This is a genomic window from Streptosporangium subroseum (assembly GCF_900188345.1).
Taxonomy (GTDB): Bacteria; Actinomycetota; Actinomycetes; order Streptosporangiales; family Streptosporangiaceae; genus Streptosporangium; species Streptosporangium subroseum.
Genome location: NZ_FZOD01000001.1, coordinates 62,130 through 88,844 on the forward strand (window position 1 = coordinate 62,130; position 26,715 = coordinate 88,844).

At 69.5% G+C, this 26,715-nt stretch carries 24 protein-coding genes; 18 read left to right on the forward strand and 6 right to left on the reverse strand.

What is annotated here, in order from left to right; genetic code table 11:
* Positions 1–14 precede the first annotated feature (14 nt).
* Positions 15–1,409: an SMI1/KNR4 family protein gene (locus tag CHC08_RS00310; protein WP_089205086.1), complete on the reverse strand. Its 1,395-nt coding sequence runs from the start codon at positions 1,407–1,409 to the stop codon at positions 15–17.
* Between the two features lie 56 nt (positions 1,410–1,465).
* On the opposite strand from CHC08_RS00310, the gene CHC08_RS00315 reads away from it, so the two are divergent.
* Positions 1,466–2,464 (forward strand): aldo/keto reductase family protein, encoded by a 999-nt coding sequence (locus CHC08_RS00315; RefSeq protein WP_089205087.1) that lies wholly within the window; start codon positions 1,466–1,468, stop codon positions 2,462–2,464.
* Positions 2,465–2,529: 65 nt separating this feature from the next.
* Here CHC08_RS00315 and CHC08_RS00320 read toward each other — a convergent pair whose 3' ends face one another.
* The gene (locus CHC08_RS00320; protein WP_089205088.1) at positions 2,530–2,736 is read right to left on the reverse strand and encodes a hypothetical protein; all 207 of its coding nucleotides are present in this window, start codon (positions 2,734–2,736) and stop codon (positions 2,530–2,532) included.
* Between the two features lie 184 nt (positions 2,737–2,920).
* Here CHC08_RS00320 and CHC08_RS00325 point away from each other — a divergent pair, with 184 nt between their 5' ends.
* Complete coding sequence (locus CHC08_RS00325; protein ID WP_245878045.1) at positions 2,921–4,126, forward strand: bifunctional adenosylcobinamide kinase/adenosylcobinamide-phosphate guanylyltransferase; 1,206 nt, start codon at positions 2,921–2,923, stop codon at positions 4,124–4,126.
* Positions 4,127–4,375: 249 nt separating this feature from the next.
* Positions 4,376–5,326, forward strand: coding sequence for an adenosylcobinamide-GDP ribazoletransferase (locus tag CHC08_RS00330; RefSeq protein ID WP_143653029.1), 951 nt, complete (start codon positions 4,376–4,378; stop codon positions 5,324–5,326).
* 401 nt (positions 5,327–5,727) lie between these two features.
* On the opposite strand, the gene CHC08_RS00335 is transcribed toward CHC08_RS00330, so the two are convergent.
* The 3 genes from CHC08_RS00335 to CHC08_RS00345 all read right to left on the reverse strand — a co-directional run bounded on the left by CHC08_RS00335 (position 5,728) and on the right by CHC08_RS00345 (position 8,233).
* Complete coding sequence (locus tag CHC08_RS00335) at positions 5,728–6,648, reverse strand: CPBP family intramembrane glutamic endopeptidase (protein ID WP_089205091.1); 921 nt, start codon at positions 6,646–6,648, stop codon at positions 5,728–5,730.
* Between the two features lie 203 nt (positions 6,649–6,851).
* Entirely contained in the window at positions 6,852–7,847 is a 996-nt protein-coding gene (locus tag CHC08_RS00340; protein ID WP_089205092.1) for a DUF1648 domain-containing protein, read from the reverse strand.
* 38 nt (positions 7,848–7,885) lie between these two features.
* On the reverse strand, positions 7,886–8,233 hold the full coding sequence (locus CHC08_RS00345; RefSeq protein WP_179281812.1) for a GntR family transcriptional regulator: 348 nt from the start codon (positions 8,231–8,233) through the stop codon (positions 7,886–7,888).
* A 126-nt stretch (positions 8,234–8,359) separates the two neighbouring features.
* Here CHC08_RS00345 and CHC08_RS00350 point away from each other — a divergent pair, with 126 nt between their 5' ends.
* The 15 genes from CHC08_RS00350 (at position 8,360) to CHC08_RS00420 (ending at position 25,935) form a co-directional block, all read left to right on the forward strand.
* A complete protein-coding gene (locus CHC08_RS00350) occupies positions 8,360–9,847 on the forward strand; it encodes a leucyl aminopeptidase (protein WP_089205093.1) in 1,488 nt (495 codons plus the stop codon).
* A gap of 209 nt (positions 9,848–10,056) precedes the next feature.
* Positions 10,057–11,433 carry a dihydrolipoyl dehydrogenase gene (lpdA, locus tag CHC08_RS00355; protein ID WP_089205094.1) on the forward strand — a complete coding sequence of 459 codons (1,377 nt, stop codon included), beginning with the start codon at positions 10,057–10,059 and terminating at the stop codon, positions 11,431–11,433.
* A gap of 35 nt (positions 11,434–11,468) precedes the next feature.
* Entirely contained in the window at positions 11,469–12,926 is a 1,458-nt protein-coding gene (gene sucB, locus CHC08_RS00360; RefSeq protein ID WP_089205095.1) for a 2-oxoglutarate dehydrogenase, E2 component, dihydrolipoamide succinyltransferase, read from the forward strand.
* A 337-nt stretch (positions 12,927–13,263) separates the two neighbouring features.
* The gene (locus CHC08_RS00365) at positions 13,264–14,160 is read left to right on the forward strand and encodes a TIGR01777 family oxidoreductase (RefSeq protein WP_089205096.1); all 897 of its coding nucleotides are present in this window, start codon (positions 13,264–13,266) and stop codon (positions 14,158–14,160) included.
* A 38-nt stretch (positions 14,161–14,198) separates the two neighbouring features.
* Positions 14,199–14,936, forward strand: a complete 738-nt coding sequence (locus CHC08_RS00370) for a Type 1 glutamine amidotransferase-like domain-containing protein (protein WP_089205097.1) — start codon at positions 14,199–14,201, stop codon at positions 14,934–14,936.
* 28 nt (positions 14,937–14,964) lie between these two features.
* On the forward strand, positions 14,965–15,642 hold the full coding sequence (gene lipB / locus CHC08_RS00375; RefSeq protein ID WP_089205098.1) for a lipoyl(octanoyl) transferase LipB: 678 nt from the start codon (positions 14,965–14,967) through the stop codon (positions 15,640–15,642).
* Between the two features lie 112 nt (positions 15,643–15,754).
* The gene (gene lipA / locus CHC08_RS00380; protein WP_089205099.1) at positions 15,755–16,684 is read left to right on the forward strand and encodes a lipoyl synthase; all 930 of its coding nucleotides are present in this window, start codon (positions 15,755–15,757) and stop codon (positions 16,682–16,684) included.
* Between the two features lie 151 nt (positions 16,685–16,835).
* Positions 16,836–17,516: a DUF4191 domain-containing protein gene (locus CHC08_RS00385; RefSeq protein WP_089205100.1), complete on the forward strand. Its 681-nt coding sequence runs from the start codon at positions 16,836–16,838 to the stop codon at positions 17,514–17,516.
* Entirely contained in the window at positions 17,516–18,310 is a 795-nt protein-coding gene (locus CHC08_RS00390; RefSeq protein WP_089205101.1) for a class I SAM-dependent methyltransferase, read from the forward strand. Before CHC08_RS00385 ends, CHC08_RS00390 begins: the two co-directional genes overlap by 1 nt.
* Positions 18,311–18,566: 256 nt before the next feature.
* On the forward strand, positions 18,567–20,186 hold the full coding sequence (locus CHC08_RS00395) for an ABC transporter substrate-binding protein (RefSeq protein ID WP_089205102.1): 1,620 nt from the start codon (positions 18,567–18,569) through the stop codon (positions 20,184–20,186).
* A 10-nt stretch (positions 20,187–20,196) separates the two neighbouring features.
* The gene (locus CHC08_RS00400; protein WP_089205103.1) at positions 20,197–21,156 is read left to right on the forward strand and encodes an ABC transporter permease; all 960 of its coding nucleotides are present in this window, start codon (positions 20,197–20,199) and stop codon (positions 21,154–21,156) included.
* Positions 21,149–22,039: an ABC transporter permease gene (locus CHC08_RS00405; protein WP_218825048.1), complete on the forward strand. Its 891-nt coding sequence runs from the start codon at positions 21,149–21,151 to the stop codon at positions 22,037–22,039. The genes CHC08_RS00400 and CHC08_RS00405 overlap by 8 nt, the downstream gene beginning before the upstream one ends.
* 55 nt (positions 22,040–22,094) lie before the next feature.
* Positions 22,095–23,075, forward strand: coding sequence for an ABC transporter ATP-binding protein (locus CHC08_RS51130; RefSeq protein ID WP_089205104.1), 981 nt, complete (start codon positions 22,095–22,097; stop codon positions 23,073–23,075).
* On the forward strand, positions 23,072–24,088 hold the full coding sequence (locus CHC08_RS51135; RefSeq protein WP_245878046.1) for an ABC transporter ATP-binding protein: 1,017 nt from the start codon (positions 23,072–23,074) through the stop codon (positions 24,086–24,088). Before CHC08_RS51130 ends, CHC08_RS51135 begins: the two co-directional genes overlap by 4 nt.
* A gap of 92 nt (positions 24,089–24,180) precedes the next feature.
* Positions 24,181–25,935 (forward strand): gamma-glutamyltransferase, encoded by a 1,755-nt coding sequence (locus tag CHC08_RS00420; RefSeq protein WP_179281839.1) that lies wholly within the window; start codon positions 24,181–24,183, stop codon positions 25,933–25,935.
* 215 nt (positions 25,936–26,150) lie between these two features.
* Here the strand turns inward: CHC08_RS00420 and CHC08_RS00425 are convergent, their stop codons facing one another.
* Entirely contained in the window at positions 26,151–26,615 is a 465-nt protein-coding gene (locus CHC08_RS00425; RefSeq protein WP_089205107.1) for an RDD family protein, read from the reverse strand.
* Positions 26,616–26,715 lie beyond the last annotated feature (100 nt).

Here is a 26,715-nt window from a genome sequence, read left to right on the forward strand (position 1 = left end):
GCCGTTGATCATGGCTAGTCGGGGATGTTCCACTCCAGCTCGCCGTCGACCACCTCCGGCTTCCAGTAACCGATGAACCCGCCGGTCTCCAGGGCGTTCGCGGTCGCCTTCAGCAGCTCGTAGTACGAGCCGATCCGGATCTCCCCCGGTGTGAAGCTCATCGTGCCCTCGTTGTCGGTGTCCCCGACGTCGCCCACCACCGAGTCGATCACCAGATGGTTGCCGCTCCCGTCGGCACCGATCGGGATCATCCGCCCGTCCCACGAGTCCGATCGCGGATCGTCGCTCCTCTCCTCCCCATCAGCCTCACACAGCCCTCGCCAGGTGTCGCGGATACCGCGAACCCCCTGGTTCTCGCTGTCGAGAAAGCCGAAAGCCCAGGTGTCCTCCACGGAGACGGCTCCGTCATGACGGAGCAGGGAGGCCCGAAGGTCGTCGGGGAACCGCAGGCCCATCTGCGCCTCCGCGACCGCGATCGTCCGGGCCTTGCCGGGCCTGCCGAGCGTGAGACGGGTCTTGGGGGCGTTGGTCTTCAGCCACGTCTCGATCCGCCGCCACTGCCGGTTGACCGCCCGGGTCACCCCCGGACTGACGGCTCGCACCCTCGGCGCCCGGACCTCCGGCCGGCAGTCCGCGTCCGCGACCGGCTCGCGGACCGGGACCGGCTCCTCGCCGACCGGCATTTCGTCGGAGGGGACCTCCTCCAGCGTCCCCACGCTGTCCAGGCCGCCCGGGTCGACGTATGTGGAAACCGGGGCGTCCGACCCTTCCGCGACTGACCCCACATCGATCAGACATTGGCCGAACGTGCGTATCAGGCCATACGTCCCCTCGGCCGCCAGGTCATCTGGCCTTTCTCCTGCCAAGTTGTCCGGCATTTCGGGACACAAGTCGTTGTCAGGCTCGTCCGGCCTCCAGTCGGAGGTTCCCACGAAGGCCGCCGACTCCTCGACGGTCTCCACCTCCTTCGAGAAGGCCGTGTTCTCGAGGACCTGCGTGCCGAAGACCAGGAGGCACAGCGCGAGCCCGACAACGCCCCATAGGAGCGGACGGTTCCGGGTGATCTCGCTCAGGGAAAATCGCGGCAGGGGGTCCCTGGAGAACCCCTTCGGAGTGGACCGCCCGGCGGCATAACGCGCAAGGTAGTCGCCGGTGGGGAGGCCCAGGATCGGGACCGGAGGCCACGGCGAATCGGACGCGCTCCCGGTCTCCCCCGCCTCGCTCACCCTGTCCCCGGCCGCAATCCCGGGACCCCGGGACGCGTTGTCCCCAGGACCCTCAGCCGCGCCTCCAGGAATCGCCGGGCCTTGCCGCGCTGGGCGCAGGCGCAGGACCGTCGCGACGATCGCCGCCACCGCGGCGACCACGAGCGCGAACCGTACCCAGCGGGAGGTGATCAACTTCAGCACCGGGGCAGAGTATCCCGAAATGAGCTTGTTTCATGATGCCCACTAGGGTCAAACACATGGAATTCCGTCACCTTGGCCGAAGCGGTCTCATCGTCAGCGAGATCAGCTACGGCAACTGGATCACCCACGGTTCCCAGGTCGAGGAGGACGCCGCCAAGCAGTGCGTGCAGGCCGCCCTCGACGAGGGAATCACCACCTTCGACACCGCCGATGTCTACGCGGGCACCAGGGCGGAGGAAGTGCTCGGCCGGGCGCTGAAGGGCGTCCGCCGTGAGTCCCTGGAGATTCTCACCAAGGTCTACTGGCCCACCGGCACGGGCCGCAACGACCGCGGGCTTTCCCGCAAGCACATCACCGAGTCCATCCACGGCTCGCTGCGGCGTCTGCAGACCGACTACGTCGACCTGTACCAGGCTCACCGCTTCGACAACGAGACGCCGATGGAGGAGACCCTCAAGACCTTCGACGACCTCGTACGGCAGGGCAAGGTCCTCTATGTCGGCGTCAGCGAGTGGAATGCCGACCAGATCTCCCGGGCTCTGAAGATCGCCGATGAGATGGGCTTCGACCGTCTGGTCTCCAACCAGCCGCAGTACTCGATGTTGTGGCGGGTCATTGAGTCCGAGATCGTGCCGCTGAGCGAGAAGGAGGGGGTCAGCCAGATCGTCTTCTCCCCGATCGCCCAGGGTGTGCTCACCGGTAAGTATCTGCCGGGCCAGCCGCCGCCCTCCGGCTCCCGGGCCACCGACCCGTCCGGTAGCAACATGATCGCCAGGCTGTTGAACGACGACGTGCTCGCCCGCGTCCAGGAGTTGAAGCCGATCGCCGCCGACCTCGGCCTGAGCATGGCCCAGCTCGCCGTGGCCTGGGTGTTGCAGAACCCGAACGTGGCCTCCGCCATCGTCGGGGCGACCAGGCCGGAGCAGGTCCATGACAACGTCAAGGCGTCGGGCGTGAAGCTGGACACCGACGTGCTGAAGAAGATCGACGATGTTCTTGGCTCGATCGTCGAGCGGGACCCCGCCAAGACCGTCAGCCCCGAGAAGCGCCCGTAATCATCGCAATAAATAAAACCCCTTGAGTTTTCCCGTTGACGGGGAAACTCAAGGGGTTTTCTCGTTCATTCGGAGCGCAGTGACATCTTCTCGTATTCGACCCGGTCACCTTCAAGCAAGGTGACCTTCTCAACACCGGATTCCAGCAGCTCACGCCAGCTCTCGCCAAGCCAGGACTCGGCATCGGCCTGACTTGGGAACATGTCGGACGGCAAAACTCCCTCAGTTACCTCGCCACCATTTGCGTTTTCATAACGCCAGTGCCAAGTCATGCAATACGCTCCTTTTACGGGTCTTGCTGGTGCCCCCTCGACGGCTCAACGAACCCTACCTCTCAAAGGCGCCCCGAGCGTGGAGCCAAAAATCATGCCGCCCACATCGGCCAGATCGGGCGCCCGTACGCTGAGGCCATCAACAACCCCGATCCGAAGGCCGGGGCATCCTCGGGAGGGCTCGGTGAAGGTCCTGATCTCCGGTACGGCGGGAGCGGGCGGCTGGCCGTTTCCGGGCTGCGGGTGCGCCTCCTGCGCCCGCCTGGTCCACGGCCATCGCCGCCCCACCGCGATCGTCCTGGCCGACTCCGTACGACTTCCCCTCGCCGGCCCGCTCCCCTCCGGCTACCGGACCGCAACCGGCGCCGACGGCCTCACCGTCACCACACCCGACGGTGACCGGATCCTCTACGCGGCCCCGCTCCCCGCCTCTCCCCCAGGCCGGTACGGCGAGCGGACCGAGCCGCGAAGCCCCGCGCTGACGGACAACCGGCAGAAGACGCCGGGCCAAGGGGCACCGACTCAGGAAGTGCATGGTCAGAAGGCGCTGGACCTGGTTCTGGTGGACGTGCTGGACCGGCCGGAGCGTCTGGGAGACCTGCGCCGCAGAGGCCTGGTCGGCGAGCGGACCCATGTCGTGGCCGTGGACATCGATCACCGGGTGCCGACGGAGACCGAGCTGACCCGGCGAGCCGCGCTGTGGGGGGTGCGTGCCGTACCGGACGGAACGGTCATCGACACCCGGGAGCCCGTGCCTCCCCTGCCCCCGCTCCCTCGCAGGACCCTGTTGCTGGGTGGGTCACGGTCAGGAAAGTCCGCGGAGGCCGAGCTCCGGCTGGCTGCCGAGCCCGAGGTCCTCTATGTCGCCACCGGTCCCTCCGGCGGCGACGATCCCGAGTGGCGGCGCAGGATCGACGCGCACCGGGACCGCAGGCCCGCTCACTGGGACACGGTCGAGACCACCGATCTTGTCGGCCTGTTGCGGACCGTCACAACCCCGATGCTGATCGACGGGCTCGGCACATGGGTCGCCGCGGTCTTCGACGAGTGCGACGCCTGGACGGACGAAGGCAGCACGAACAGCACGTACGACAAGAACAGCGGGAACGACGGAAACGACGAGAACAGCGGGACCGACAAGGGCGGCGGGAACAGCGGGGATGCCAGGGACGCGGTCACGGCCCGATGCGACGAATTGGTCGCAGCCTGGCGGCAGACCCGTGCCCGCGTCGTGGCGGTCTCCGACGAGGTCGGCCTCGGTGTGGTGCCCGCCACCTCCAGCGGCCGGATGTTCCGCGATGTCCTCGGACGCCTGAACCAGCGTCTCGCCCTCGAATCCGAGGACGTCGCCCTGGTCGTCTCCGGCCGCCTTCTCTCCCTCCCCATCTGACCGGCCCCGGGATCGCCCATCCCGCAAGAACATCCGGCCCGCCCAATCCAGAACCACCCACCCCACGACAACCTCCGATCGGCCCGCTCTGGAACGGCTCACCCCACGACAACCTCAGGCCCGTCCACCTCGGAACTGCCCGTCCTACGACAACGTCCACGCAGGATAAGAAGGAAACGGAGGCGGGGACACCCACGCTCGCCGTGAGGCATGCCGTGAGAGGCGGCCTCCGGGCTACGATCACCGATCGTGTCTGAAACGCCGCCTTCCGAGAGTTCGTCCACGTTCGCCGACGGGATCCGTCTCGCGGTCGGCACGTTGAGTGTTTTCCCGGTCCGTCCGGGGGTGGTCGATCGCCGGGCCGGTGGGATCGCGATGACGGTCGCACCGATCGTGGGGGTGCTGCTCGGTGCCGTCGCCGGGGTGGTGCTCACGCTGGCACTGGAGCTGGGGATCACCCCGCTTCCGGCGTCGGTGCTGGCGGTGGGGACCCTGGCACTGCTCACCCGGGGACTCCACCTGGACGGGCTGGCCGATCTCGCGGACGGGCTGGGCAGCGGCAAGCCCGCCGAGCAGGCACTGGACATCATGAAACGGTCCGACATCGGCCCGTTCGGCGTCGTGACGCTGGTCTTCACCCTGCTGATCCAGGTCGGGACGTTGACGCAGGCCACCACCGCGGGGGTGGGCCCGATCGCGCTGGTCGCGGCCTGCGTGACGGGAAGGCTCGCCCTCACCTGGGCCTGCCTCGTGGGCATCCCCTCGGCCCGCCCGGGCGGACTCGGCTCGATGGTCGCGGGCACCGTGCGGCGAGGCGTCGCGCTGGTCATGACCGTCCTCGTGCTCGCCGGAACGGCGGCCGTGGCCTTCTTTCACTTCAGCGACGTCCTCGCGTCGCGGCTGCCGGATTCACGGTTTGAGGTCTTCCTCTCGCCTCCCAGCGGGTACGGCCTCTTCGAGGGGACCGGCATGGCGGGCGCGTCTGACGGTCCCGGCCTTCTTCTGGGAGATCCGGCAGCCGGGAGTGGACTACCGGTGTTCTGGGGCTTCCCCGTGGCCGTCCTCGTGGGACTGCTTGCGGCCTGGGTCCTGCGGAGAAGGGCCGTACGGCGGCTCGGCGGGATCACGGGAGACGTGCTCGGTGCTCTCGTCGAGACCGCCACAGCCGCAGCCCTGGTGGCCTGCGTCATCATCGCCTGACCACCCCGGATCTCGCTGAGACCACCCCCGGCCACTCGCCACACTCACCACCCCGCTTGGGTCGCCCCCACTCACCAACTCCCTCGGGCCGCCCCGCACTCACCAACTCCCTCGGGCCGCCCCGCACTCACCCGCTCCCTCGGGCCGCCCCGCACTCACCCGCTCCCTCGGGCCGCCCCGCACTCACCCGCTCCCTCGGGCCGCCCCGCACTCACCCGCTCCCTCGGATCGCCCCGCACTCACCCGCTCCCTCGGATCGCCCCGCACTCACCCGCTCCCTCGGATCGCCCCATGATCGCCCCGACCGCATATGGGCGGGAAGGAGCTGACCGGGCCTCGGACCGCAATGGCGGCAGGGAGTGAGCAGGCGGCCGGACCGACCGACGCTCAGGAAGACGGGCTCAGACCGCGACAGAGTCGATGTGCCGGATCGGCCGGCTCTTGAGCAGCACGGCCGAGATGACAGCCAGGAGCGCGGAGCCGACCAGCCCGGTGATCCCGGCGACGAGGTTGGGCGGATCCGCCGCGTCGCCGATGAGCAGGACGAGACCGCCCGACGCGTTCAGGGAACCGTGGCCGATCACCGCCGGCCAGACGCTGCCGGAGTAGAGGCGGAGCCAGCCGAGCACGACCCCGAAGACCACACAGAAGATGACGAACATGGGCGCGGCCCACGCTCCCAGCTCGGGATAGTTGTAGCCACGCAGGGTGAGCGGGGCGTGCCAGGCCCCCCAGATCACTCCGGACACCAGCAGCGCCTTCCAGGTGCCGAGCGGCATCAGCCGAGGCAGGAGCCAACCTCGCCAGCCCCACTCCTCCCCGAAGGCCGGAATCGAGTTGATCAGTGGGGCGATCAGGACCATCGATACGATCTGCACGGCGAACAGCACCTCGGGCTCCAGCGGAAGCGCCTGCCCCGGGGTAGCGGTGGCCAGACTCTGGCGGAACAGGCTGAGTCCGCCCAGGTCCACGGAGAGCAGCCCGAGGGCGGCGCTGAGCGCGATCGCCACGACGACCAGCAGCGGGGTGCCGAACCAGGCCAGCGCGATGAGCGCGAACGTGCGCCCTCGGCGCTCACCCAGGGACAGACCGGTCCGCACGGCCCACTCGCGCCAGGTGGTCCCGGGCTGTCCTTTCCGCCGGCCGTACAACCGGACGGCGAGGACACCGAGCGTCGGGGTGAGCATCATCGCGAAGCCGACCACCGTGACCATCAGAGAACCGAGGGATGCGCCCGTCAGCCAGAGGGGAAGGGCGAACAACCAGGACAGGCCGAATGCGAGGAGCAGGAACAGCCAGAGGTCAGCCGAACGACGAGGCATGACGTTTCACCTTCACAGGAGCCTTCGGGAGGCTTTCAGGGGGTTTGGGGGGCTTCAGGGGGCTTTTGGGAGTCTGGGGGCCTGGAGTCCGGGGGCCTGGAGTCCTGGGGCCGCCCCGCGGGGGCCTGCCGAGGCAGGGGCAGCCCCGGAGCGGGGGCGGTCTGGACGGACGGCTACCGGAACGGGTCGATCGGCACGGGAGGTCAGCTCGAACCGGTGCTGGTGGGCGCTCTGGCGACGAGGGTGTTCAGGAGGGCGGCGCCGTGTTCGGCGTCGTCGATCGAAATGGTGAACCGGCCACCGGAGACGTAGCCCACGACCAGGCACTCCCCGCTTCGGAGCATGACCGTCGCGGCGCCGGGCATGCCCCGGATGCCCCAGCCGCCCACCTCCCAGGGGGATCGCTCCTCCGACCAGGCTCGCTGCACCCGCTCGATCGGGATGTGCTTGCGGGGCCGGCGCAGCGGTCCGTAGGAGATCCGCAGGCAGTCTTCGGTGATCTGCACGCGCGCCGAGCTGAAGGTCAGGGCCAGGAGGCCGGTCACGATCATGATCACTGAGTGAGGCCACAGCGCGTCGTTCCCGTTGAGCAGGGCGACCGCCGCGAAGCCCGCCCCCGCGGCGAGAAGGGATCCGCCGATCCCGGAGACCCAGCCGTTGCGGACAGAGGAGACCCAGACCGTGCGCTGGCCGGGACGGAGCGGAATCGTCTCCGTCGCGGTGCCGCTCGATCGCGGGGACTCGTCGGGGCCGGGCCGAGCCGCGAGCGCTCCCAGCCAGCCGCCCAGCAGCATCACGGCGACCACCAACAGGGCGCCCCATGACAGGGAGGCGGCTCCCGACCAGGTGGGAACGTCGAGGTTCGCGGAGAGCGTGACCAGTTGCAGTCCCACGAGGAACAGGCCACCGCCGCACAGCAGGGCGCCGAGGCCCATCCGGCTCGCGCGACGCCGGAGCACCCAGGAGTCGCGGAGGGCGCCCGCGCAGGCCCCGCCGCCGATCAGCACCCATATGCCCACCTGCAGGGCGAGCAGGACGGCGAAGGGCATCGATCCGTCGGGAGCACCCGACGGACCCCAGTGGGAGGCCATCGGCTCGGGCAGCCGATTCCGCAGCGCCAGGGGAACGGCGACCAGAACGACGGTCAGCAGCGCGAACCAGCCGACTGCCACGGAAAGGAACCGGCCTCGCAGGCCCATGACGGTTTCCCCTCTAGAGGACCGGGAGCGGGGCCCGGTCATGAAATTTCCCTGATGAGCTCGATGACGTCGTCGTGGCGGTAGCCGTACTGGCCCGCCTCGGAGAGCAGGGCCCGCAGTTTCTCCTCGATCACGCTGCGCGGGTCGGGGCGGCTGAGCACGCTCACCCCGCGGCCGCGGCGGAACTCCAGCACGCCCTCGTCGCGCAGGTCGCGCAGGGCACGCAGGACGGTGTTGGCGTTGATGCCCAGTGCCTCGGCCAGATCGCGGGCGGGCGGGAGCCGGTCTCCGAGTGCGTATGACCCCTCGGCGACGGCTCGTCGGATCGCCTCGGCGACCTGCTCGTGCAGGGGCCGGAGATCGTTCAGATCCAGGGTAAGCAACATAGTGCTAACGACATTAGCATCATTTCCCTGAATGGTGCTACCCACTGTGGCACCATCAGATGCGGCGATTCGTAGGACGAACCCTCGTTAACGCGCATTCGCCAAGCGCGACTAGCATCGGCCTACGTGACCACTGTGCGGCTGAACCCAACTGACAACGCTGTCTCGTTCGATACCGACGCCCTGGTCGTCGGCATCCATACCGGCCCGGACGGTCTGCGCCCCGCCCCCGGGACCGACGGCCTCGACGAGGCGCTGGGCGGCAGACTGGCCGCGACGCTCGACAGCGTGGGCATGAAGGGCAAGCCGGGCGAGGTCGCCAAGGTGCCGACCTTCGGCGCGTTGACCGCTCCCCTGCTGGTCGTCGTCGGTCTCGGCGACGCACCCGAGGGCGACTACGACGCCGAGGTCCTCCGCCGCGCCGCCGGCACCGCGATCCGCGCCCTGGCCGGCACCGGCCGCGTCGCGCTCGCCCTGCCCGCCGCGGATGCGGAGCAGGCGGGGGCCGTCGCCATCGGCGGCCTGCTGGGCGCCTATTCCTTCGTCAAATACCGGACCACCGGCGAGCGAAGCGCCCCGGTGACCGAGCTGACCGTGCTGAGCGACGCCGAGGGCGCCGGGCCCGCGATCGAGCGCGCCTCCGCCCTGGCCGACTCGGTCTCGCTGGTCCGCGACCTGGTCAACACCCCGCCGTCGGACCTGTGGCCGGCCCGCTTCGCCGAGATCGCCGAGGAGACCGGCTCAAAGGCCGGCCTGTCGGTGGAGGTCCTCGACGAGAAGGAGCTTGAGGAGGCCGGATACGGCGGCATCGTCGCCGTCGGCCAGGGCTCGATCCGCCCGCCGCGCCTGGTCCGCCTCGCCTACGGCCACCCCGAGGCCGCCAAGACGATCGCACTCGTCGGCAAGGGCATCACCTTCGACTCGGGCGGCCTGTCGCTCAAGCCGTCGGCCGCGATGGACTGGATGAAGGCGGACATGGGAGGTGCGGCCTCGATCTTCGGCGCGCTCCTCGCGATCGCCAGGCTGGGCCTCAAGGTCAACGTGATCGGCTACCTCTGCCTGGCGGAGAACATGCCGAGCGGCTCGGCCCAGCGTCCCTCCGACGTGTTCACCAGCTTCTCGGGCAAGACCGTCGAGGTGCTCGACACCGACGCGGAGGGCCGCCTCGTCCTGATCGACGGCATCGCCCGCGCCGGTCAGGACAACCCCGACCTGATCGTGGACGTCGCCACGCTCACCGGAGCCCAGATCGTCGCGCTGGGCTGGCGGACGGCGGGCGTCATGGCCAACGACGACGATCTCCGTGCGGAGATCGTCGAGATCGCGGGCGAGCAGGGTGAGGCCGTGTGGGCCATGCCTCTGCCCGACGAGCTCCGCAAGGGCCTCGACTCCCCGGTCGCCGACATCGCCAACCTGCACCCCGAGCGCTTCGGCGGGATGCTGACGGCGGGCATCTTCCTGCGGGAATTCGTGCCGGACGGCGTCCGTTGGGCACACATCGACATGGCCGGTCCCGCCTTCAACAAGGGTGAGGCCCACGGTTACACGCCGAAGGGCGGCACCGGGGCGATCACCCGGACCCTCGTCGGTCTCGCCGAGCGTTACGCGGGCTAGTCATGGCCCGCGTAAGCGGGTCACAAGCGACGTAGACAAATGAAAAGATGCGGTTGTCGGGGTCAAGCCAGAGGCGGGGCACCGGCACAGCGTCGAGCCGGGCACAAGAGCGGCGGTGCGGATCCGAGTCGGGATCCGCGGAGCCGGCGAGTGCCCGGGACGGGCGCGACCGTGAACACGGTATTCCGATCCGACAAGGAGCTTTTCCTGTGGCTGATGGCAGCGGCCCCTACGACATCGTCGTCCTGGGTGGCGGTAGCGGTGGGTATGCCTGCGCTCTGCGGGCGGCCGAGCTGGGCAAGACGGTCGCGCTGATCGAGAAGGACAAGATCGGCGGCACGTGCTTGCACCGGGGATGCATCCCCACCAAGGCTCTTCTGCACTCCGCGGAAGTGGCCGACGAGACGCGGGAAAGCGCCACCTACGGCGTCCGAGCCCGTTTCGAGGGCATCGACGTGCCCGCGGTCCACGCGTTCAAGGACAAGATCGTGACTCGCGCCTGGAAGGGCGTGCAGGGTCTGCTCAAGAGCAAGAACGTCACGATCATCGAGGGCGAGGGCCGTCTCGTCTCGAACGGGGTCGCCGTGGGCGACACCGTCTACGAGGGCCGCAACATCGTGCTGGCGACGGGCTCCGCGCCCAAGTCCCTGCCCGGTCTGGAGATCGACGGCGAGCGGATCATCACCAGTGAGCACGCGCTCAAGCTGGACCGCGTGCCCGCCTCCGTGGTCGTCCTGGGCGGCGGCGTCATCGGCGTCGAGTTCGCCAGCGTCTGGCGTTCGTTCGGCGCCGAGGTGACGATCGTCGAGGGCCTGCCGCACCTGCTCCCGCTGGAGGAGGAGTCGAGCTCCAAGCTTCTGGAGCGCGCCTTCCGCCGCCGCGGCATCAAGCAGGAACTGGGCGTGTTCTTCGAGGGCGTCAAGATCACCGACAACGGCGTGGTCGTCACGCTCGCCAACGGCAAGACCCTCGACGCCGAGCTGCTGCTCGTCGCGGTCGGCCGCGGCGCCGTCTCCACCGGCATGGGTCTCGAGGAGGCGGGTGTCGCGATCGAGCGCGGCACCGTCACCGTGAACGAGTTCTGCCAGACCAGCGTGCCGGGCGTCTACGCGGTCGGCGACCTGATCCCGACCCTGCAGCTCGCTCACGCGGGCTTCGCCGAGGGCATCCTGGTGGCCGAGCACATCGCCGGGCTCAACCCGGTCCCGATCGACTACGACGGCGTGCCGCGGATCACCTACTCCGACCCCGAGGTCGCCTCGGTGGGCATCACCGCCGTCCAGGCCAAGGAGCGCGGCCACGAGATCGTCGAGTTCACCTACGACCTCGCGGGCAACCCCAAGAGCCAGATCCTGCAGACGCAGGGCGCGGTCAAGATCATCACTGCGAAGGACGGCCCGGTGCTCGGCGTGCACATGGTCGGCCGTCGTATCGGCGAGCTCGTGACCGAAGGGCAGCTGATCTACAACTGGGAGGCTCTCCCCGCCGAGGTCGCACAGCTGATCCACGCGCACCCGACCCAGTCGGAGGCCATCGGCGAGGCGATGCTGGCCATGGCCGGCAAGCCCCTGCACGTTCACAACTAACTACGCCCTCACCTGGAACGCGAGAGAAGACACCAATGCCGAAGTCCGTACAGATGCCCCAGCTCGGTGAGAGCGTCACGGAGGGCACGGTCACCCGTTGGCTGAAGAAGGAGGGTGAGCGCGTCGAGGCGGACGAGCCGCTCCTCGAAGTCTCCACCGACAAGGTCGACACCGAGATCCCGTCGCCGGCGGCGGGCATCCTCACCAAGATCATCGTAGCCGAGGACGAGACCGTCGAGGTCGGCGCCGAGCTCGCCATCATCGACGAGAACGGCTCCGCGGCCGCCGCCCCCGCCCAGGAGAAGGCCCCCGAGCCCGAACCCGAGCCGGAGCCCGCGCCCGCCCCCCAGCAGGCGCAGCAGCCGATCTCCTCGATCCCCCAGCCCGCTCCCCAGGCCGCTCCCCCGGCCCCCGAGCCCACTCCTGCTCCGGCCCCCGCCCCGCAGGCCGCCCCCGCCCCGGCTCCGCAGGCCACCCAGCCTCCGCCGTCCCCGATCTCGACGACGCCGGCCGCGCCGGCCTCCGGCGACAGCCCGTACGTCACCCCGCTGGTGCGCAAGCTCGCCGGCGAGCACGACGTCGACCTGGACTCGCTGAACGGCACCGGCGTCGGCGGCCGGATCCGCAAGCAGGACGTCCTGGAGGCGGCCCGCAACCAGCGTGAGCGGGCCGCCGCACAGGCTCCCGCCCCCGCCCCGCAGGCGGCCGCCCAGGCTCCGGCCCAGGCCGCCGCGCAGGCTCCCGAGCCGGTCGTGGTGGACACCACGCTGCGCGGCCGTACCGAGAAGATGTCCCGCCTGCGTCAGACCATCGCCAAGCGCATGGTCGAATCGCTGCAGACCGCGGCACAGCTGACCACCGTGGTCGAGGTCGACGTCACCAGGATCGCTCAGCTGCGCGACCGGGCGAAGGCGGAGTTCCAGCGGCGTGAGGGCGTCAAGCTCTCGTTCCTGCCGTTCTTCTCGCTCGCGACCGTCGAGGCGCTCAAGCAGCACCCGAAGCTGAACGCCACGATCAACGACGAGACCAACGAGGTCACGTACTTCGACGCCGAGCACCTGGGCATGGCCGTCGACACCGAGCGCGGCCTGCTCGTCGCGGTGATCAAGGACGCCGGTGACCTCAACATCGCCGGGCTCGCCCGCAAGACCGCCGACCTGGCCGAGCGCACCCGCACCAACAAGGTGAGCCCGGACGAGATCACCGGCGGCACGTTCACGCTGACCAACACCGGCAGCCGGGGCGCGCTGTTCGACACGCCGATCCTCAACAGGCCGCAGGTCGGCATGCTGGGCACCGGCGTCGTCGTCAAGCGCCCGGTGGTCATCAACACCGCCGAGGGCGAGGTCATCGCGATCCGCTCGATGGTCTACCTCGCGCTCAGCTACGACCACCGTCTGGTCGACGGTGCCGACGCCGCCCGCTTCCTGACGACGATCAAGCGTCGTCTCGAGGAGGGCAACTTCGAGAACCAGCTGGGTCTCAACGGCTAGTCCGTTCAGCCCTCTTCTCTCCGCCGGGCCGGTCCGCGTTTTCGCGGGCCGGCCCGTTCCGTTCTCCCGCGAGCCTCCCCCGAGGCCTCCTGAAGTCTCCTCAACGATCTCGAAGATCACCTTCAGACCGGCGTCGGCGGGCGACCTCCCCGATTTTCGGCCCGGAACGGGCGTCCGTCCGGAAGACGTCCCGGGCTCCCGAGGGTTCCGTCCTCCTCAGCGTTTTCGTGAGGGCCCGCGAGATTCCACGGCGGATTCCGGCGCGCCGTGAATCCGGTGCGTCCGGTGAGCGCCCGCCTTCCGAATATGTGGGGGGAGGTCGATTAGATTGAGCGACATGACGATCATCGTGACGGGGTCCTCGGGACTGCTGGGATCGGCTCTGGTCAAGGCTCTGCGCGCCGACGGCGCCCGGGTGGTCTGTCTGGTCCGGCGTGTCCCACGGGACGCGGACGAGTCCTTCTGGAACCCGGAGAAGGGCATCGTCGACCCGGCGGCCCTGGAAGGCGCGGAGGCGGTGGTCCACCTGGCCGGGGCGGGCCTCGGCGACCGGCGCTGGACCGACGACTACAAGCGCGAGGTGGTTCGCAGCCGGGTCAAGGGGACGGGAACGCTGGCGGAGGCGCTGGCCGGCCTGTCCGCCAAGCCCCCGGTGCTGCTGTCCGGCTCCGCGATCGGCTTCTACGGGGACACCGGCGACCGCGCGGTGGACGAGACGGCCCCGCCGGGCACCGGGTTCCTCGCGGAGGAGGTGGTGGTGCCGTGGGAGGCGGCGACGGCACCCGCCGAGGAGGCGGGCATCCGGGTGGTGCTGCTCCGCACCGGCCTGGTGCTGAGCGGTGACGGCGGCATCCTGTCCAGGATCCTGCCGATCTTCAAGCTGGGGCTGGGCGCCCCGCTGGGATCCGGGCGGCAGTACTGGTCGTGGATCTCCGCCGAGGACTGGGTACTCGCTGTCCGGAGTCTCATGAAAAATCCGGAAATATCGGGTCCGGTGAACCTGACCGCCCCCGAACCGGTCACCAACACGGAGTTCACCAGAGCCCTCGGGGAGGCCGTCCACCGGCCCACGATGCCGCTGGCGGTGCCCGGGATCGTGCTCCGCACCGCCCTGGGCGGGTTCGCGGAGGAGGGTGTGCTGATCGGGCAGCGGGTGCTTCCGCGGCGCCTGCTCGACAGCGGCCATGCGTTCCGGCATACGCGTCTCAACGAGGCACTGGCCACCGTACTCTAGGGTCCCTTGTCGCCGTTGGAGCCACTGGAGAGATACGTATGGGCAGGTCCGGGCAGTCTCACATTCTTGCCATCGGGGGCGGCTCCTTCCGCCCCTCCGCACGCCACGGGGTCCTCGAGGCGAGCCCGTTGCTCAGATACGCCCTTGATCTGACCGGTCAGGACCGGCCCAGGCTGGGCCTGCTCGCCACCGCCACCGGAGACGACGCGGAATGGCTTCTGAAGATGTACGGCGCGTTCGGCGAATGGGACGTCGAGGTCAGCCATCTGACCGTTTTCCCGATGCCCAACGTCGCCGATCCTCGCGAGTGGATCCTGAGCCAGGACGTCATCTACGTCAGCGGGGGCAGCGTGGCCAACCTGGCGGCGCTGTGGCGGCTGCACGGCCTGGACGAGGCCTTCAGGGAGGCCTGGGAGGCGGGTGTGGTGCTGTCCGGGCAGAGCGCGGGAGCTCTCTGCTGGCACGTGGGCGGCAACACCGACTCCTTCGGCCCGACCCTGCGGACGTGGTCCGACGGCCTCGGGTTCCTGCCTCACTCGTGTGGCGTTCATTACAACTCCGACCCGCAGCGCCGCGAGCTGCTGCACCAGTCGGTCTCCTCCGGTGAGCTGCCCGACGGCTACGCCGCCGACGAGGGCGTCGCGCTGCACTACGTCGGCACGGAATTCATCCAGGCCGTTACCGTGCACCAAGGCGCCTACGCGTACAAAGTGGAGCACGATGGGGCTGGTGGGGCCAAGGAGTTCCGCATCGAGCCTCGACTTCTCACGTCTTGAGCCCCGATGGGTCAACTACTCTTGATGCGTGAGTGAGCTGGCGATCGTCCGTCTTGGCGTTGACTTCCCCTACGAGCAGGCATGGGATCTTCAGCGGCGGATCCACGCCCGCCGGGCGGCCGATGAGATTCCCGACACCTGTCTGATGCTCGAGCACGCACCGGTCTACACGGCGGGAAAACGCACGGCCCCGCACGAGCGACCCTCCGACGGCACCCCGGTCATCGACGTCGACCGGGGTGGCCGGATCACCTGGCACGGTCCCGGCCAGCTGGTCGGCTATCCGATCATCAGGCTCGGGGAGCGGCTCGACGTGACCTCCTACATCCGGATCCTGGAGGAGACGCTCGTCCACGTCTGCGCCGACTTCGGGGTGCAGGCGGGCCGGGTGGAGGGCCGCGGCGGCGTCTGGGTAGCCGGCGACCCCTCGCACGGCCTCCCGGACAGGAAGGTCGGCGCGATCGGCATCCGGGTCGCGGGGGGCGTCACGATGCACGGGTTCGCGCTCAACTGCTCCAACGACCCGAGCTGGTACAACCGGATCGTCCCGTGCGGGATCAGCGACGCCGGGGTCTCCTCGCTGTCGGCCGAGACCGGCCGCCGGATCGTGGTCGACGAGGTCATGCCGTACGCGGAGAAGCACCTGGCGGAGGCGCTCGGAGCGCAGGCCTTCGAGCTTCCCGAGGAGGACCTTTTCCGGCGCTGAGCCCCGGGTCCGCCCCAGGTTCTTCCGGGACATAAGCTGAGACGGTGAGCCAGCGTGACAAGCGAACCGATGTATTCAGCGCCCCGGTCCCCCGACCGGCGAAGGAGATCTCATGACCGTTGCCCCTGAAGGCCGGAAGCTCCTCCGGCTGGAGGTCCGCAACGCGGAGACCCCCATCGAGAAGAAGCCCGAGTGGATCAAGACCAAGTACCGAACCGGTCCCAACCACACCGAGCTGAGGGCGCTGGTCAAACGCGAAGGCCTGCACACCGTCTGCCAGGAAGCCGGATGTCCCAATATCTCCGAGTGCTGGGAGGACCGCGAGGCCACCTTCCTCATCGGCGGCGACCAGTGCACCCGGCGGTGCGACTTCTGCCAGATCGACACGGGCAAGCCCAAGGAGTACGACACCGACGAACCGCGCCGCGTGGCCGACTCGGTGCGGCAGATGGGCCTCAACTACGCGACCGTGACCGGGGTCGCCCGTGACGACCTGCCCGACGGCGGTGCCTGGCTGTACGCCGAGACCGCGCGGCAGATCCACGCGCTGCTTCCCGGCTGCGGCGTCGAGCTGCTGGTCCCCGACTTCAACGGCGACCAGGACCAGCTCGAGGAGGTCTTCTCCGCCAAGCCCGAGGTCTTCGCGCACAACATCGAGACCGTGCCGCGGATCTTCAAGCGCATCCGGCCGGCGTTCCGCTACGAGCGATCCCTGGGCGTGATCACCAAGGCCCGCCAGGCCGGCATGGTGACCAAGTCGAACCTGATCCTCGGCATGGGCGAGGAGCGCGAGGAGATCGTCCAGGCCATGCGCGACCTCCACGAGGCCGGATGCGACCTGCTGACCGTGACCCAGTACCTGCGTCCCACCCCGCGCCACCACCCCGTGGAGCGCTGGGTGAAGCCCGAGGAGTTCGTGGAGCTGCAGAAGGAGGCCGAGGCCATCGGTTTCGCCGGAGTCCTGTCCGGCCCGCTGGTCCGTTCCTCCTACCGGGCCGGCCGCCTCTACAAGCAGGCCATCGGGGCTCGTCAGCACGCCTGATCCGGGCTTCCGGACCTCCGGGCACCCGTGGTCCCAGGGCCTCGCACCTCCGTGCGGGGCCCTTCGCCTTCGTGGCCTCTTCGCCCCTTTACACCCGAAAGCGGCAGGTCACGTTTTCACATCTTGACCCCTGGATTTGTATTCTCGGAGTATGGCCAAAAAGCCCGCAGAATCAGAGCGCCCGGGGCGCATCAAGCAGCTCGGCATGATCGCGAAGATCATCAAGGAAGCCAACCCCAAGGGGATGCCGATTGTCTACGCGTCGGCGCTCGGCACACTCGTGCTGTGCGTCGTCATCGGCCTGGTCACGGGCTTGATCTGGTACTTGCTCTTCCTGGGGGTCATGCTGGCCCTCACCGTCGGACTGGTGGTGTTCGGCCAGCTCGCCCAGAGAGCCCAGTACTCCATGCTGCACGGCCAGGTGGGCGCCGCAGCCGCGATCCTGCAGGGCATGCGCGGCCAGTGGGAGGTCACCCCGGCCGTCGCGGTCACCCGCGACCAGGACATCGTGCACCGCGTGGTCGGCTTCCCCGGCATCATCCTCGTCTCCGAGGGGCCGGGCAGCCGAGTGCAGAAGATGCTGGTCTCCGAGAAGAAGCGTGTCCAGCGCGTCGCCCTCGACGTCCCCGTTTACGACATCCAGTGCGGTGACGGCGACGGGCAGATCCCGCTGGCCAAGCTGCAGCGGCACCTGATGAAGCTGCCCCGCAACCTCAAGAAGCCCGCCGTCTACGAGATCAACAGCCGGCTCAAGGCTCTTCCGCAGACTCTGCCGATGCCCAAGGGGCCGCTGCCGCGCGGCGCCAGGATGCCTCGGCCGAAGATGCGTTGATGAGCCTCGCAGGGATCGGTCGTCATCGAGTGGACGCCGTGGTCACCTCGCGGGCCAACCGCGGCTGGTGGGACGGCGCCGCGGACGAATACCAGGCGGAGCACGGAGAGTTCCTGCGTGACTCCGGCTTCGTCTGGTGCCCCGAGGGCCTCGACGAGGCCGATGCCCACCTGCTGGGCGACGTCGTGGGCAGGGACATCCTGGAGATCGGCTGCGGCGCGGGACAGTGCGGTCGATGGCTGGCCGGCCGGGGGGCCCGGGTGGCGGCCTTCGACCTGTCCTTCCGCCAGCTCCAGCACTCCCGCCGGATCGACATCGACACCGACTCCGCGCTCCCGGTGGTCCAGGCCGACGCGGAGGCCCTGCCGTTCGCCGACGAGTCGTTCGACCTGGCCTGTTCGGCGTTCGGCGCGCTGCCGTTCGTGGCCGACGCGAGGTCCGTTCTCGCCGAGACCCGCCGGGTGCTGCGCCCGGGTGGCCGCCTGGTCTTCTCGGTGAGCCATCCGGTCCGCTGGGCCTTCCCCGACGATCCTGGCCCCGGCGGGCTGACCGCCGACCGCTCCTACTTCGATCGCTCGCCGTACGTGGAGATGGGCGACGACGGGCAGCCGACCTACGTGGAGCACCACCGGACGATGGCGGACTGGATCGGGCACATCACCGCGTCGGGGATGACCCTGACGGCGCTGACCGAGCCGGAGTGGCCCGAGGGCCACGACCGTGAGTGGGGCGGCTGGAGCCCGCTGCGCGGCCGCCACCTCCCCGGCACCGCGATCTTCACCTGCGTGAGGTAGCCGCAGGACGTCTCCCGGCCGAGCCCCACGCGGGGTCCGGTTTTTTTACGACCCTGTTAACCGATTCACCACTTTCGACCGAGCCGAATACGCGGCGGTCCGAGGGGGCACAAGGTGCAGGTGGGGCCGATGTTGCACCTGTCATGTGACAGGAAGGCCCCTCTCCTGTTGTAAAGGAGAAACACTTCCGAAACCGTACATCGTATACAGTCTCCTGACTTGCCCCTGAGTTGTCTCGGGAAAGAAGGAGCCCCCCATGCGATCCCCCTTGAGCTTCCGCAGGCTGGTCGTGGCCCTCGCCGTGTCACCCTTAGTCCTCACTGCCTGCGGTGGAGGCGGAGGCGGCAGCGCACCGGCCCCCTCCGTCACCGGTGCCGGGGCCGACGACCGTCAGGTCAAGGGGGGTGGAACCCTCACCGTCGCGCTCAACGCGGACCCGGACGCCCTGGATCCGAGCTTGTCGACGACCCTCGTGGGCCGCGAGGTATTTGTGAACATGTGCGAGAAGCTCTATGACATAGACGCCACCTCCGCCCTTGTTCCCCAGCTGGCGGCCGAACTTCCGGAGGTTTCGGAGGACGGCAAGACCGTCACGATCAAGCTGCGGACCGGTCTCAAGTTCAACGACGGCACGACGTTGGACGCCGCCGCGGTCAAGAAGTCGCTGGACCGCCACCGCACGTGGGAGAAGTCGTCCCGCCAGGCCGACCTGGCCGCGGTGGAGGAGGTGACCGTCGTGGACCCGGAGACGGTGAGTCTCGCCCTGTCGCGTCCCTTCACCCCGCTGACCGCGCAGCTCGCCGACCGCGCGGGCATGATCATGTCGCCGAAGGCCCTGGACAGCGAGGGCGACAACTTCGGGGCCGGTCCCGTCTGCGTCGGACCGTTCAAGTTCGCCGGCCGCACCTCCGGCAGCGAGATCCGCCTGGAGCGCGCGCCGGACTACTACGACGCCGCGAAGGTCAAGCTCGACAAGCTCACCTACAAGATCATCGTTGATCCGAACGTACGGGCCGCCAACCTCAAGTCCGGTGACGTCCAGGTGGCCGACCAGCTGGCCACCACCACGGTGGCCGGCGTTCAGGCCGACCCCAACCTGGGGGTGGTCTCCGGCGGCGGCCTGGGCTTCTACGGCTTCACCATCAACGTGGGCAACGCCAAGGGGGCCACGGAGAAGCCGGGCAAGGTCGACACGGCGCTGGCAGGCGATCCCCGGCTCCGCGAGGCCTTCGAGCTGTCCCTCGACCGGGACGTGATCAACAAGACGGTCTACAACGGCCTGTACGAGCCGGACTGCTTCCCCCTCCCGCTGAAGAGCCCCTACCGCTCGCCCGACCTCAAGTGCCCTCCGCACGACCCGGCCAAGGCCAAGCAGCTGGTCACGGAGAGCGGAGTGAAGACCCCGATCCCGGTGACCCTGCTCTCGCCGAACGACGCGACCAACCAGCGGCTGGCCCAGGTGATCCAGCAGATGGTCAAGGACGCCGGGTTCGCCGTCACCGTGCAGACGGCCGAGTTCGTCACCACCCTGGAGCAGGGCAGGGAGGGCAAGTTCGACGCCTTCCTCAACGGATGGTCCGGCCGGGTCGACCCCGACGGCAACGTCACCAACCTGATCACCAGCGGGGGCACGAACAACTTCGGCGGCATGTCCGACCCGGGAATCGACGACCCCATCAAGGAGGCCGCGGCGACGGGCGACGTCAACGAGCGTCGTGACCTGTACGCGAAGGCGGTCCAGCGGGCGGCCGAGATCCGCAGCGTCATCTACCTGTACCACAACAAGTACTACCTGGGCATGAACAAGAACGTCGCCGGCGTGAAGTACTACGAGGACGGGCTCCCGCGGTTCACCACCGCCGGGCTCGCCCAGTAGGACCGGCCAGATGCTCTGGTTCGTCCTCCGCCGAGGCGGAGCGGCACTGATCGTGTTGTTCCTGGCCAGCGTCCTGATCTTTCTGGGGATCAGGGCGCTGCCCGGCGACCCCGCACTGGTGATGGCCGGTGAGGACGCGACGCCCCAGGCGGTCGCGGCCATCCGCCACGCCTACGGCCTCGACAAGCCCCTGCCCACGCAGTACGTCGACTACGTCGGCCAGGTTCTGAGCGGCAACCTCGGCCGCTCCACCCAGGACCAGCTGCCGGTGGGGCAGATCCTCGTCGAGCGCCTGCCCGTGACGCTCGAACTGTCCGCCCTGGCCCTGCTGGTGGCGATCATGATCGGCGTGCTGTCCGGCATCGTCGCCGCCGTACGGCGCGGCCGGCTCGCCGACTACGTCGCCACCGGGTTCGGCCTGATCGGCCTGTCCGTCCCGCACTTCTGGCTCGGACTGCTCGGCATCCTGCTGTTCTCGGTCACCCTGCACTGGCTGCCGGCGTCCGGGTTCATCCCCTTCACGCAGGATCCGGCGGGCAACCTGCAGCGCATGGTGCTACCGGCCCTGGTGCTCGGCACCGGGTTCGCCGCCGTGCTGATGCGGCAGACCCGGTCGGCGATGCTCGGGGCGCTGTCGGCCGACTACGTCCGGACCGCCCGGTCCAAGGGCCTGTCGGAGACCAAGGTCGTCGGCGCGCACGCCCTGCGCAACAGCCTGACCACCGTGATCACCGTACTCGGCCTGCAACTCGGGGCGCTGATCAGCGGCGCGGTGGTCGTCGAGCAGATATTCGTGCTTCCCGGATTCGGGAAGCTGACCATCGACGCGGTCCTCACCCGCAACTATCCGGTGATCCAGGCCGTCGTCCTGGTCACGGTCACCGGCTACGTGCTGGTCAACCTCCTCGTTGACATCGCCTACGCGTTGCTCAACCCGCGCGTCCGGCTGTCGGGAGGTTCACGTGGCTGAGAAAACGCATCCCCCCGAGCCGATCGTGCGGTGGAACTCGGGCCGGGCGGATCGCCGCCGCCGGCTCTGGCGCCGGTTCCGGCGCCGCCCGATGCCCATGATCGGCCTGACGCTTGTCGTGGCGTTCCTGGTGCTGGCCGTCTTCGGCCCCCTGGTGAGCGGAGACCCCTCGGCTCAGGACTACCTGGCGACCCTGATGCCGCCTTCGATCGACCATCCGCTGGGCACCGACGATCTCGGTCGCGACGCGTTCGCCCGGGTCGCGTCGGGAGCCCGGACCTCGCTGCAGGCGGGGGTGCTGTCCACGCTGCTGGCGATGGCCGTCGGCATCCCGATCGGGCTGGCGGCCGGCTTCTACCGGCGGTGGCTGGACTCGATCGTGATGCGGCTGGTCGACGTGACGCTGGCCTTCCCGTTCCTGGTGTTCGCCGTGGGGCTGGCCGCCATCCTGGGCCCGTCGCTGCGCGGTGTCGTCCTGGCGCTCTCGTTCGCCCAGCTCCCCGCGGTCATCCGGATCACACGCGGCGAGGTGCTGGCGATCCGGGAGATGGACTACGTGTCGGCGGCGATCGCCGACGGCGCGACCGACGGTCACATCCTGTTCCGCTACATCCTGCCCAACTCTGCCGGCCCCCTCATCGTCCAGGCCACCGTGGCGATCCCCACCGCGATCATCGGTGAGGCCACGCTGTCGTTCCTCGGGCTGGGCGTGCAACCGCCGACGCCGTCATGGGGCGTGATGCTCAGCGACGCGCAGCAGTACCTCGACCAGGCTCCGTGGCTGGCGATCTGGCCCGGTCTGCTGATCGCGCTGGCCACGCTCGGCTTCAACCTGCTCGGAGACGGTCTGCGCGACGTCCTCGACCCCAGGAGCGGCCCGTGAACGCCGCCGACCCCAAGGAGCGGCCGATGAACCCCGTCAATCCCGGGAGTGGCCGATGAGCCTCCTCGAGATCACCGACCTCACGGTCGGCTTCGACACCGAAGACGGTACGGTGCACGCCGTCAAGGGCGTGTCGTTCGGCGTGGAGCGGGGCGAGATCCTCGCGCTGTGCGGCGAGTCCGGCTGCGGCAAGTCGGTCACCGCGATGGCGGTGCCCCGGCTGCTGCCCTCCGCCACGACCCGCCTGTCAGGGTCGATCAAGCTCGACGGGCGGGAGCTCACGGTCCTTCCCGAGGCGGAGATGCGGCGAATACGGGGCAAGGAGGTCGCGGTCGTCTTCCAGGAGCCGATGACCTCCCTGAACCCGTCGTTCACGGTCGGCTACCAGATCACCGAGGTACTGCGCCGGCACGAACGCCTGTCCGCGCGGGCCGCCCGCGCCCGCGCCGTCGAACTGCTGGAGCTGGTGGGAATCCCCGCCCCCCACCGGCGGGTCGGGGAGTATCCGCACCAGCTGTCGGGCGGGATGTGCCAGCGGGTGATGATCGCCATCGCGGTGGCCTGCTCCCCCCAGCTGCTGATCGCCGACGAACCGACCACGGCGCTGGACGTGACGATCCAGGCGGGCGTGCTCGACGTCTTCCGCGACCTGCGCGACCGGCTCGGCACCGCGATCATTCTGATCACCCACGATCTGGGCGTGGTCGCCGACATCGCCGACCGGGCCGTGGTCATGTACGCGGGCCGGGCCGTCGAGCAGGCGCCGGTCGAGGAACTGTTCGCCCGGCCTCGCCACCCCTACTCGCTGGGGCTGATGCGCGCCCTTCCCGCGGCCGCGGTCGTCGGGCCGGACGGGCGCAGGCGGCTCACCGAGATCCCCGGCATGGTGCCCTCGCCGCTCTCTGATCCGCAGGAGTGCGCGTTCCATCCGCGATGCCCGTCGGCCCAGGCCGACTGCACGGCCTCCCGCCCCCCGCTGGAGCGGCACGGGGACGCGCATCTGGCCGCCTGTTTCCACCCCGGAGGTCACCCGTGACGTCACCCGTGGCAGAGCCGATCCTGCGGGTCGGCGAGCTGGTCAAGCACTACGGCGCCGGACGGGGGAACGTGGTCCACGCCGTGGACGGCGTGTCGCTCTCCATCGGTCCCGGAGAGGTCCTCGGGCTGGTCGGTGAGTCGGGCAGCGGGAAGTCCACCGTCGGGAAGTGCATCCTGCGCCTGACCGAGCCCACCTCGGGGACCGTCAGCCTCGTGGGCCGCGACATCACGCACCTGTCCCGCAGAGCGCTGCGCCCGCTCCGGCGTGACGTCCACATCGTGTTCCAGGACCCGTACTCCTCGCTCAACCCACGTTTCACGATCGGGCAGATCGTCGCCGAACCGTTGCGGCGGCACAGGATCGCCCGGGGTGGCGAGGCGGCGAGGCAGGTCACGGCGATGCTGGAGCGGGTGGGGCTGGGCGCCGAGACGCTGAGCCGCTTCCCTCACGAGCTGTCCGGGGGGCAGCGCCAGCGGGTGAGCCTCGCCCGGGCCCTGATCCTGGAGCCCAAGCTGGTGGTGGCCGACGAGCCGGTGTCGGCGCTGGACGTCTCCGTACAGGCCTCGGTGCTCAACCTGATCACCGACCTCCAGCGCGACATGGGGTTCTCCTGCCTGTTCATCACCCATGACCTCTCGGTCGTGGAGTTCCTGGCCGATCGGATCGCCGTCATGTATCTCGGGCGGATCGTGGAGACGGGACCGACCGCGGAGATCTTCGCCGCGCCGCGGCACCCGTACACCCAGGCCCTGCTGTCGGCCGCGCCGGTCCCCGACCCGGTCAAGCAGAGACGGCGGCGTCGCGTCGTGCTCTCGGGCGAGGTGCCGAGCCCGCTCGACCCACCGCCCGGCTGCCGTTTCCACACGCGCTGCCCGGTCGCGGTCGACCGCTGCCGTACGGAGGTGCCCGAACTGCGGGACCTTCGCCTCGGCGACCATCCGGTGGCCTGCCACCTCGTCACGACCGACCATGTGCCCGACGCCACCGCGACCGCGACCGCAGGAGAATAAAACCGTGGGACCCCGGCAAAACGGTCGGAGCCCATTGAAGTGAGAGGATCCACGTGTTCACGACCAGGCCCGAGCTGACAGGTGACTTCGGAATGGTGGCCAGCACCCACTGGCTCGCGTCGGCCACCGGGATGAGCGTGCTGGAGCGCGGCGGTAACGCCTTCGACGCCGCGGTGGCCGCCGGTTTTGTCCTGCAGATTGCCGAACCGCATCTCAACGGACCCGGCGGCGAGGTGCCGATCCTGCTGTGGAACGAGGCGGAGCAGAAGGTCTCGGTGGTCTCCGGCCAGGGAGTGGCCCCCGCCGCCGCCACCGTCGACCGTTTCACCGGCCTCGGACTGGACCTCGTCCCGGGCACCGGACTGCTTGCCGCCACGGTGCCCGGCGCGTTCGGGGGCTGGATGCTCATGCTCGAACGCTGGGGCACCTGGACGCTGGCCGATGTGCTGGAGCCGGCGATCTCCTACGCCGAGAACGGCGTCCCCGTCCTGGAGCGCGTCGCCGGCACGATCGGGGCCGTGGAGCAGATGTTCACCGAGGACTGGCCCACCTCCGCCGCGACCTGGCTGCCGGACGGCCGCGTTCCCGAGGCCGGATCCCGGCTGGCCAACCCCGTGCTGGCCGCCACCTACCGGCGGCTGGTCACCGAGGCCCAGGCGGCCTCCACCACCCGTGAGGGGCAGATCGCCGCCGCCCGCGACAGCTGGTACCGCGGTTTCGTCGCCGAGGCGATCGCGAAGTTCTGCGCCGAGACGGCCTGGAAGGACACCTCGGGAAAGGTCCACGGCGGCCTGCTCACCGCCGAGGACCTCGCGGGCTGGGAAGCCACCGTCGAGGACCCCCTGACCTTCGACTACCACGGGTACACCGTGTGCAAGACCGGGCCGTGGGGGCAGGGTCCCGCCTTCCTGCAGCAGCTCGCGCTGCTGTCCGGGTTCGACCTGTCCGGCATGGGGCACCTCAGCGCCGACTACCTCCACACGGTCGTGGAGTGCGCGAAACTCGCGTTCGCCGACCGCGAGGCCTGGTACGGCGATCCCGATCACACCGAGGTCCCGCTCGCGACGCTGCTCGGGGAGGCCTACAACGCCGAGAGGCGGGCCCTGGTCGGACCCCGGGCCGACGGCGCCCTGCGGCCCGGCAGCCCGGACGGGCGGGCCCCGCGACTTCCCACGCGAACTCCGGGCGACGCGGCGCACGCCGGTGGGTCGTTCGCCGGCGCGGGCGAGCCGACCGTCCGTTCCGACGGGCGGGTCCGCGGCGACACCTGCCACCTGGACGTCGTGGACCGGCACGGCAACATGGTCTCGGCGACCCCCAGCGGAGGCTGGCTGCAGAGCTCACCGACGATCCCCGATCTCGGGTTCTGCCTCGGCACCAGGGCCCAGATGTTCTGGCTGGAGGAAGGACTGCCGAACTCCCTGCGTCCGGGTGCTCGCCCCCGCACGACCCTGTCGCCGTCCTTCGCGCTCCGCGACGGCAGGCCGTGGCTGGCCTTCGGCACGCCGGGGGGCGATCAGCAGGACCAGTGGAGCCTGAACTTCTTCCTGTCCGTCGTGCACGGCGGTCTGAACCTCCAGGAGGCCGTGGACGCGCCGATGTTCCACTCCGAGCACTTCCCGAGCTCGTTCTTCCCCCGCGAGTCCCGGCCCGGCGTGATGATGATCGAGGATCGGGTGGATCCCGCCATCGTCGAGGAGCTGAGGCGGCGCGGGCACGAGGTCGAGGTCCAGGAGTCCTGGTCGCTCGGCCGCCTCAGCGCGGTGTCCAGGGATACCGGATCCTCCGGTTTCCTGCGGGCCGCGGCCAACCCGCGAGGCGCTCAGGGCTACGCGGCGGGCCGGTAGCGGATTTCCTCCTCACCGGGGGCGAAGGGTTCTTCCCTCTCGCCCCCGGCGAGGAGATCGTTTACGGTCTGCGGCGGCATCCGGTCCGGAGTCCGGAGCCGTTCTCGGGCACACGCCCGAGCTCTCGGCGCGGGTCGTTCACGAGCACACACCCGGAGCCTCGGCCCGGGCCACTCATCGGAGACGGACAGGTCCGCAACCGGGGCATGGGCCGTTCACATCCGCACGACCACGGTGTTCGCCGCGCGGTCGTGCAGGCCTCGCTGGTCGCGGTCCCAGATGAGAGCCGGCACGGCCAGGCACAGCAGCAGGGTGCGCACCAGCACGGAGACGAACCCGGGGCGCCCGCCGTCGAGGGCGGCGACCCGGACGCCGAGCAGGCGCATGCCGAAGGTCATGCCCATCGTCCCGACCAGCAGGACGTATTCCGCCGCGAAGATCAGGATCGGGACCCAGCCCTGCTGGACGGGATCGATCCGCAGGAGTCCCTGGGTGATGGCCCAAGTGCAGATCAGCCAGTCGATCACGATGGCGCCGATCCTGCGGCCGAATCCGGCGACCGCACCGCTGCCCTCCCTGGGCAGACCGAGCCGCTCTCCCGGATAGCCCAGGTCGACTCCGGCCGACCTGACGCCACCGAGCCAGGTCTGGGTCCAACGGGGCTGCTGCCTGCTGCTCATAACCCCAACGGTATCCGCCCCGAGGCTCGCCTCCGCATCCGCCCAAACCAATACCAGACCGGCAAAAAGCCATACATCATGGTCATTCAACTTCTCAACA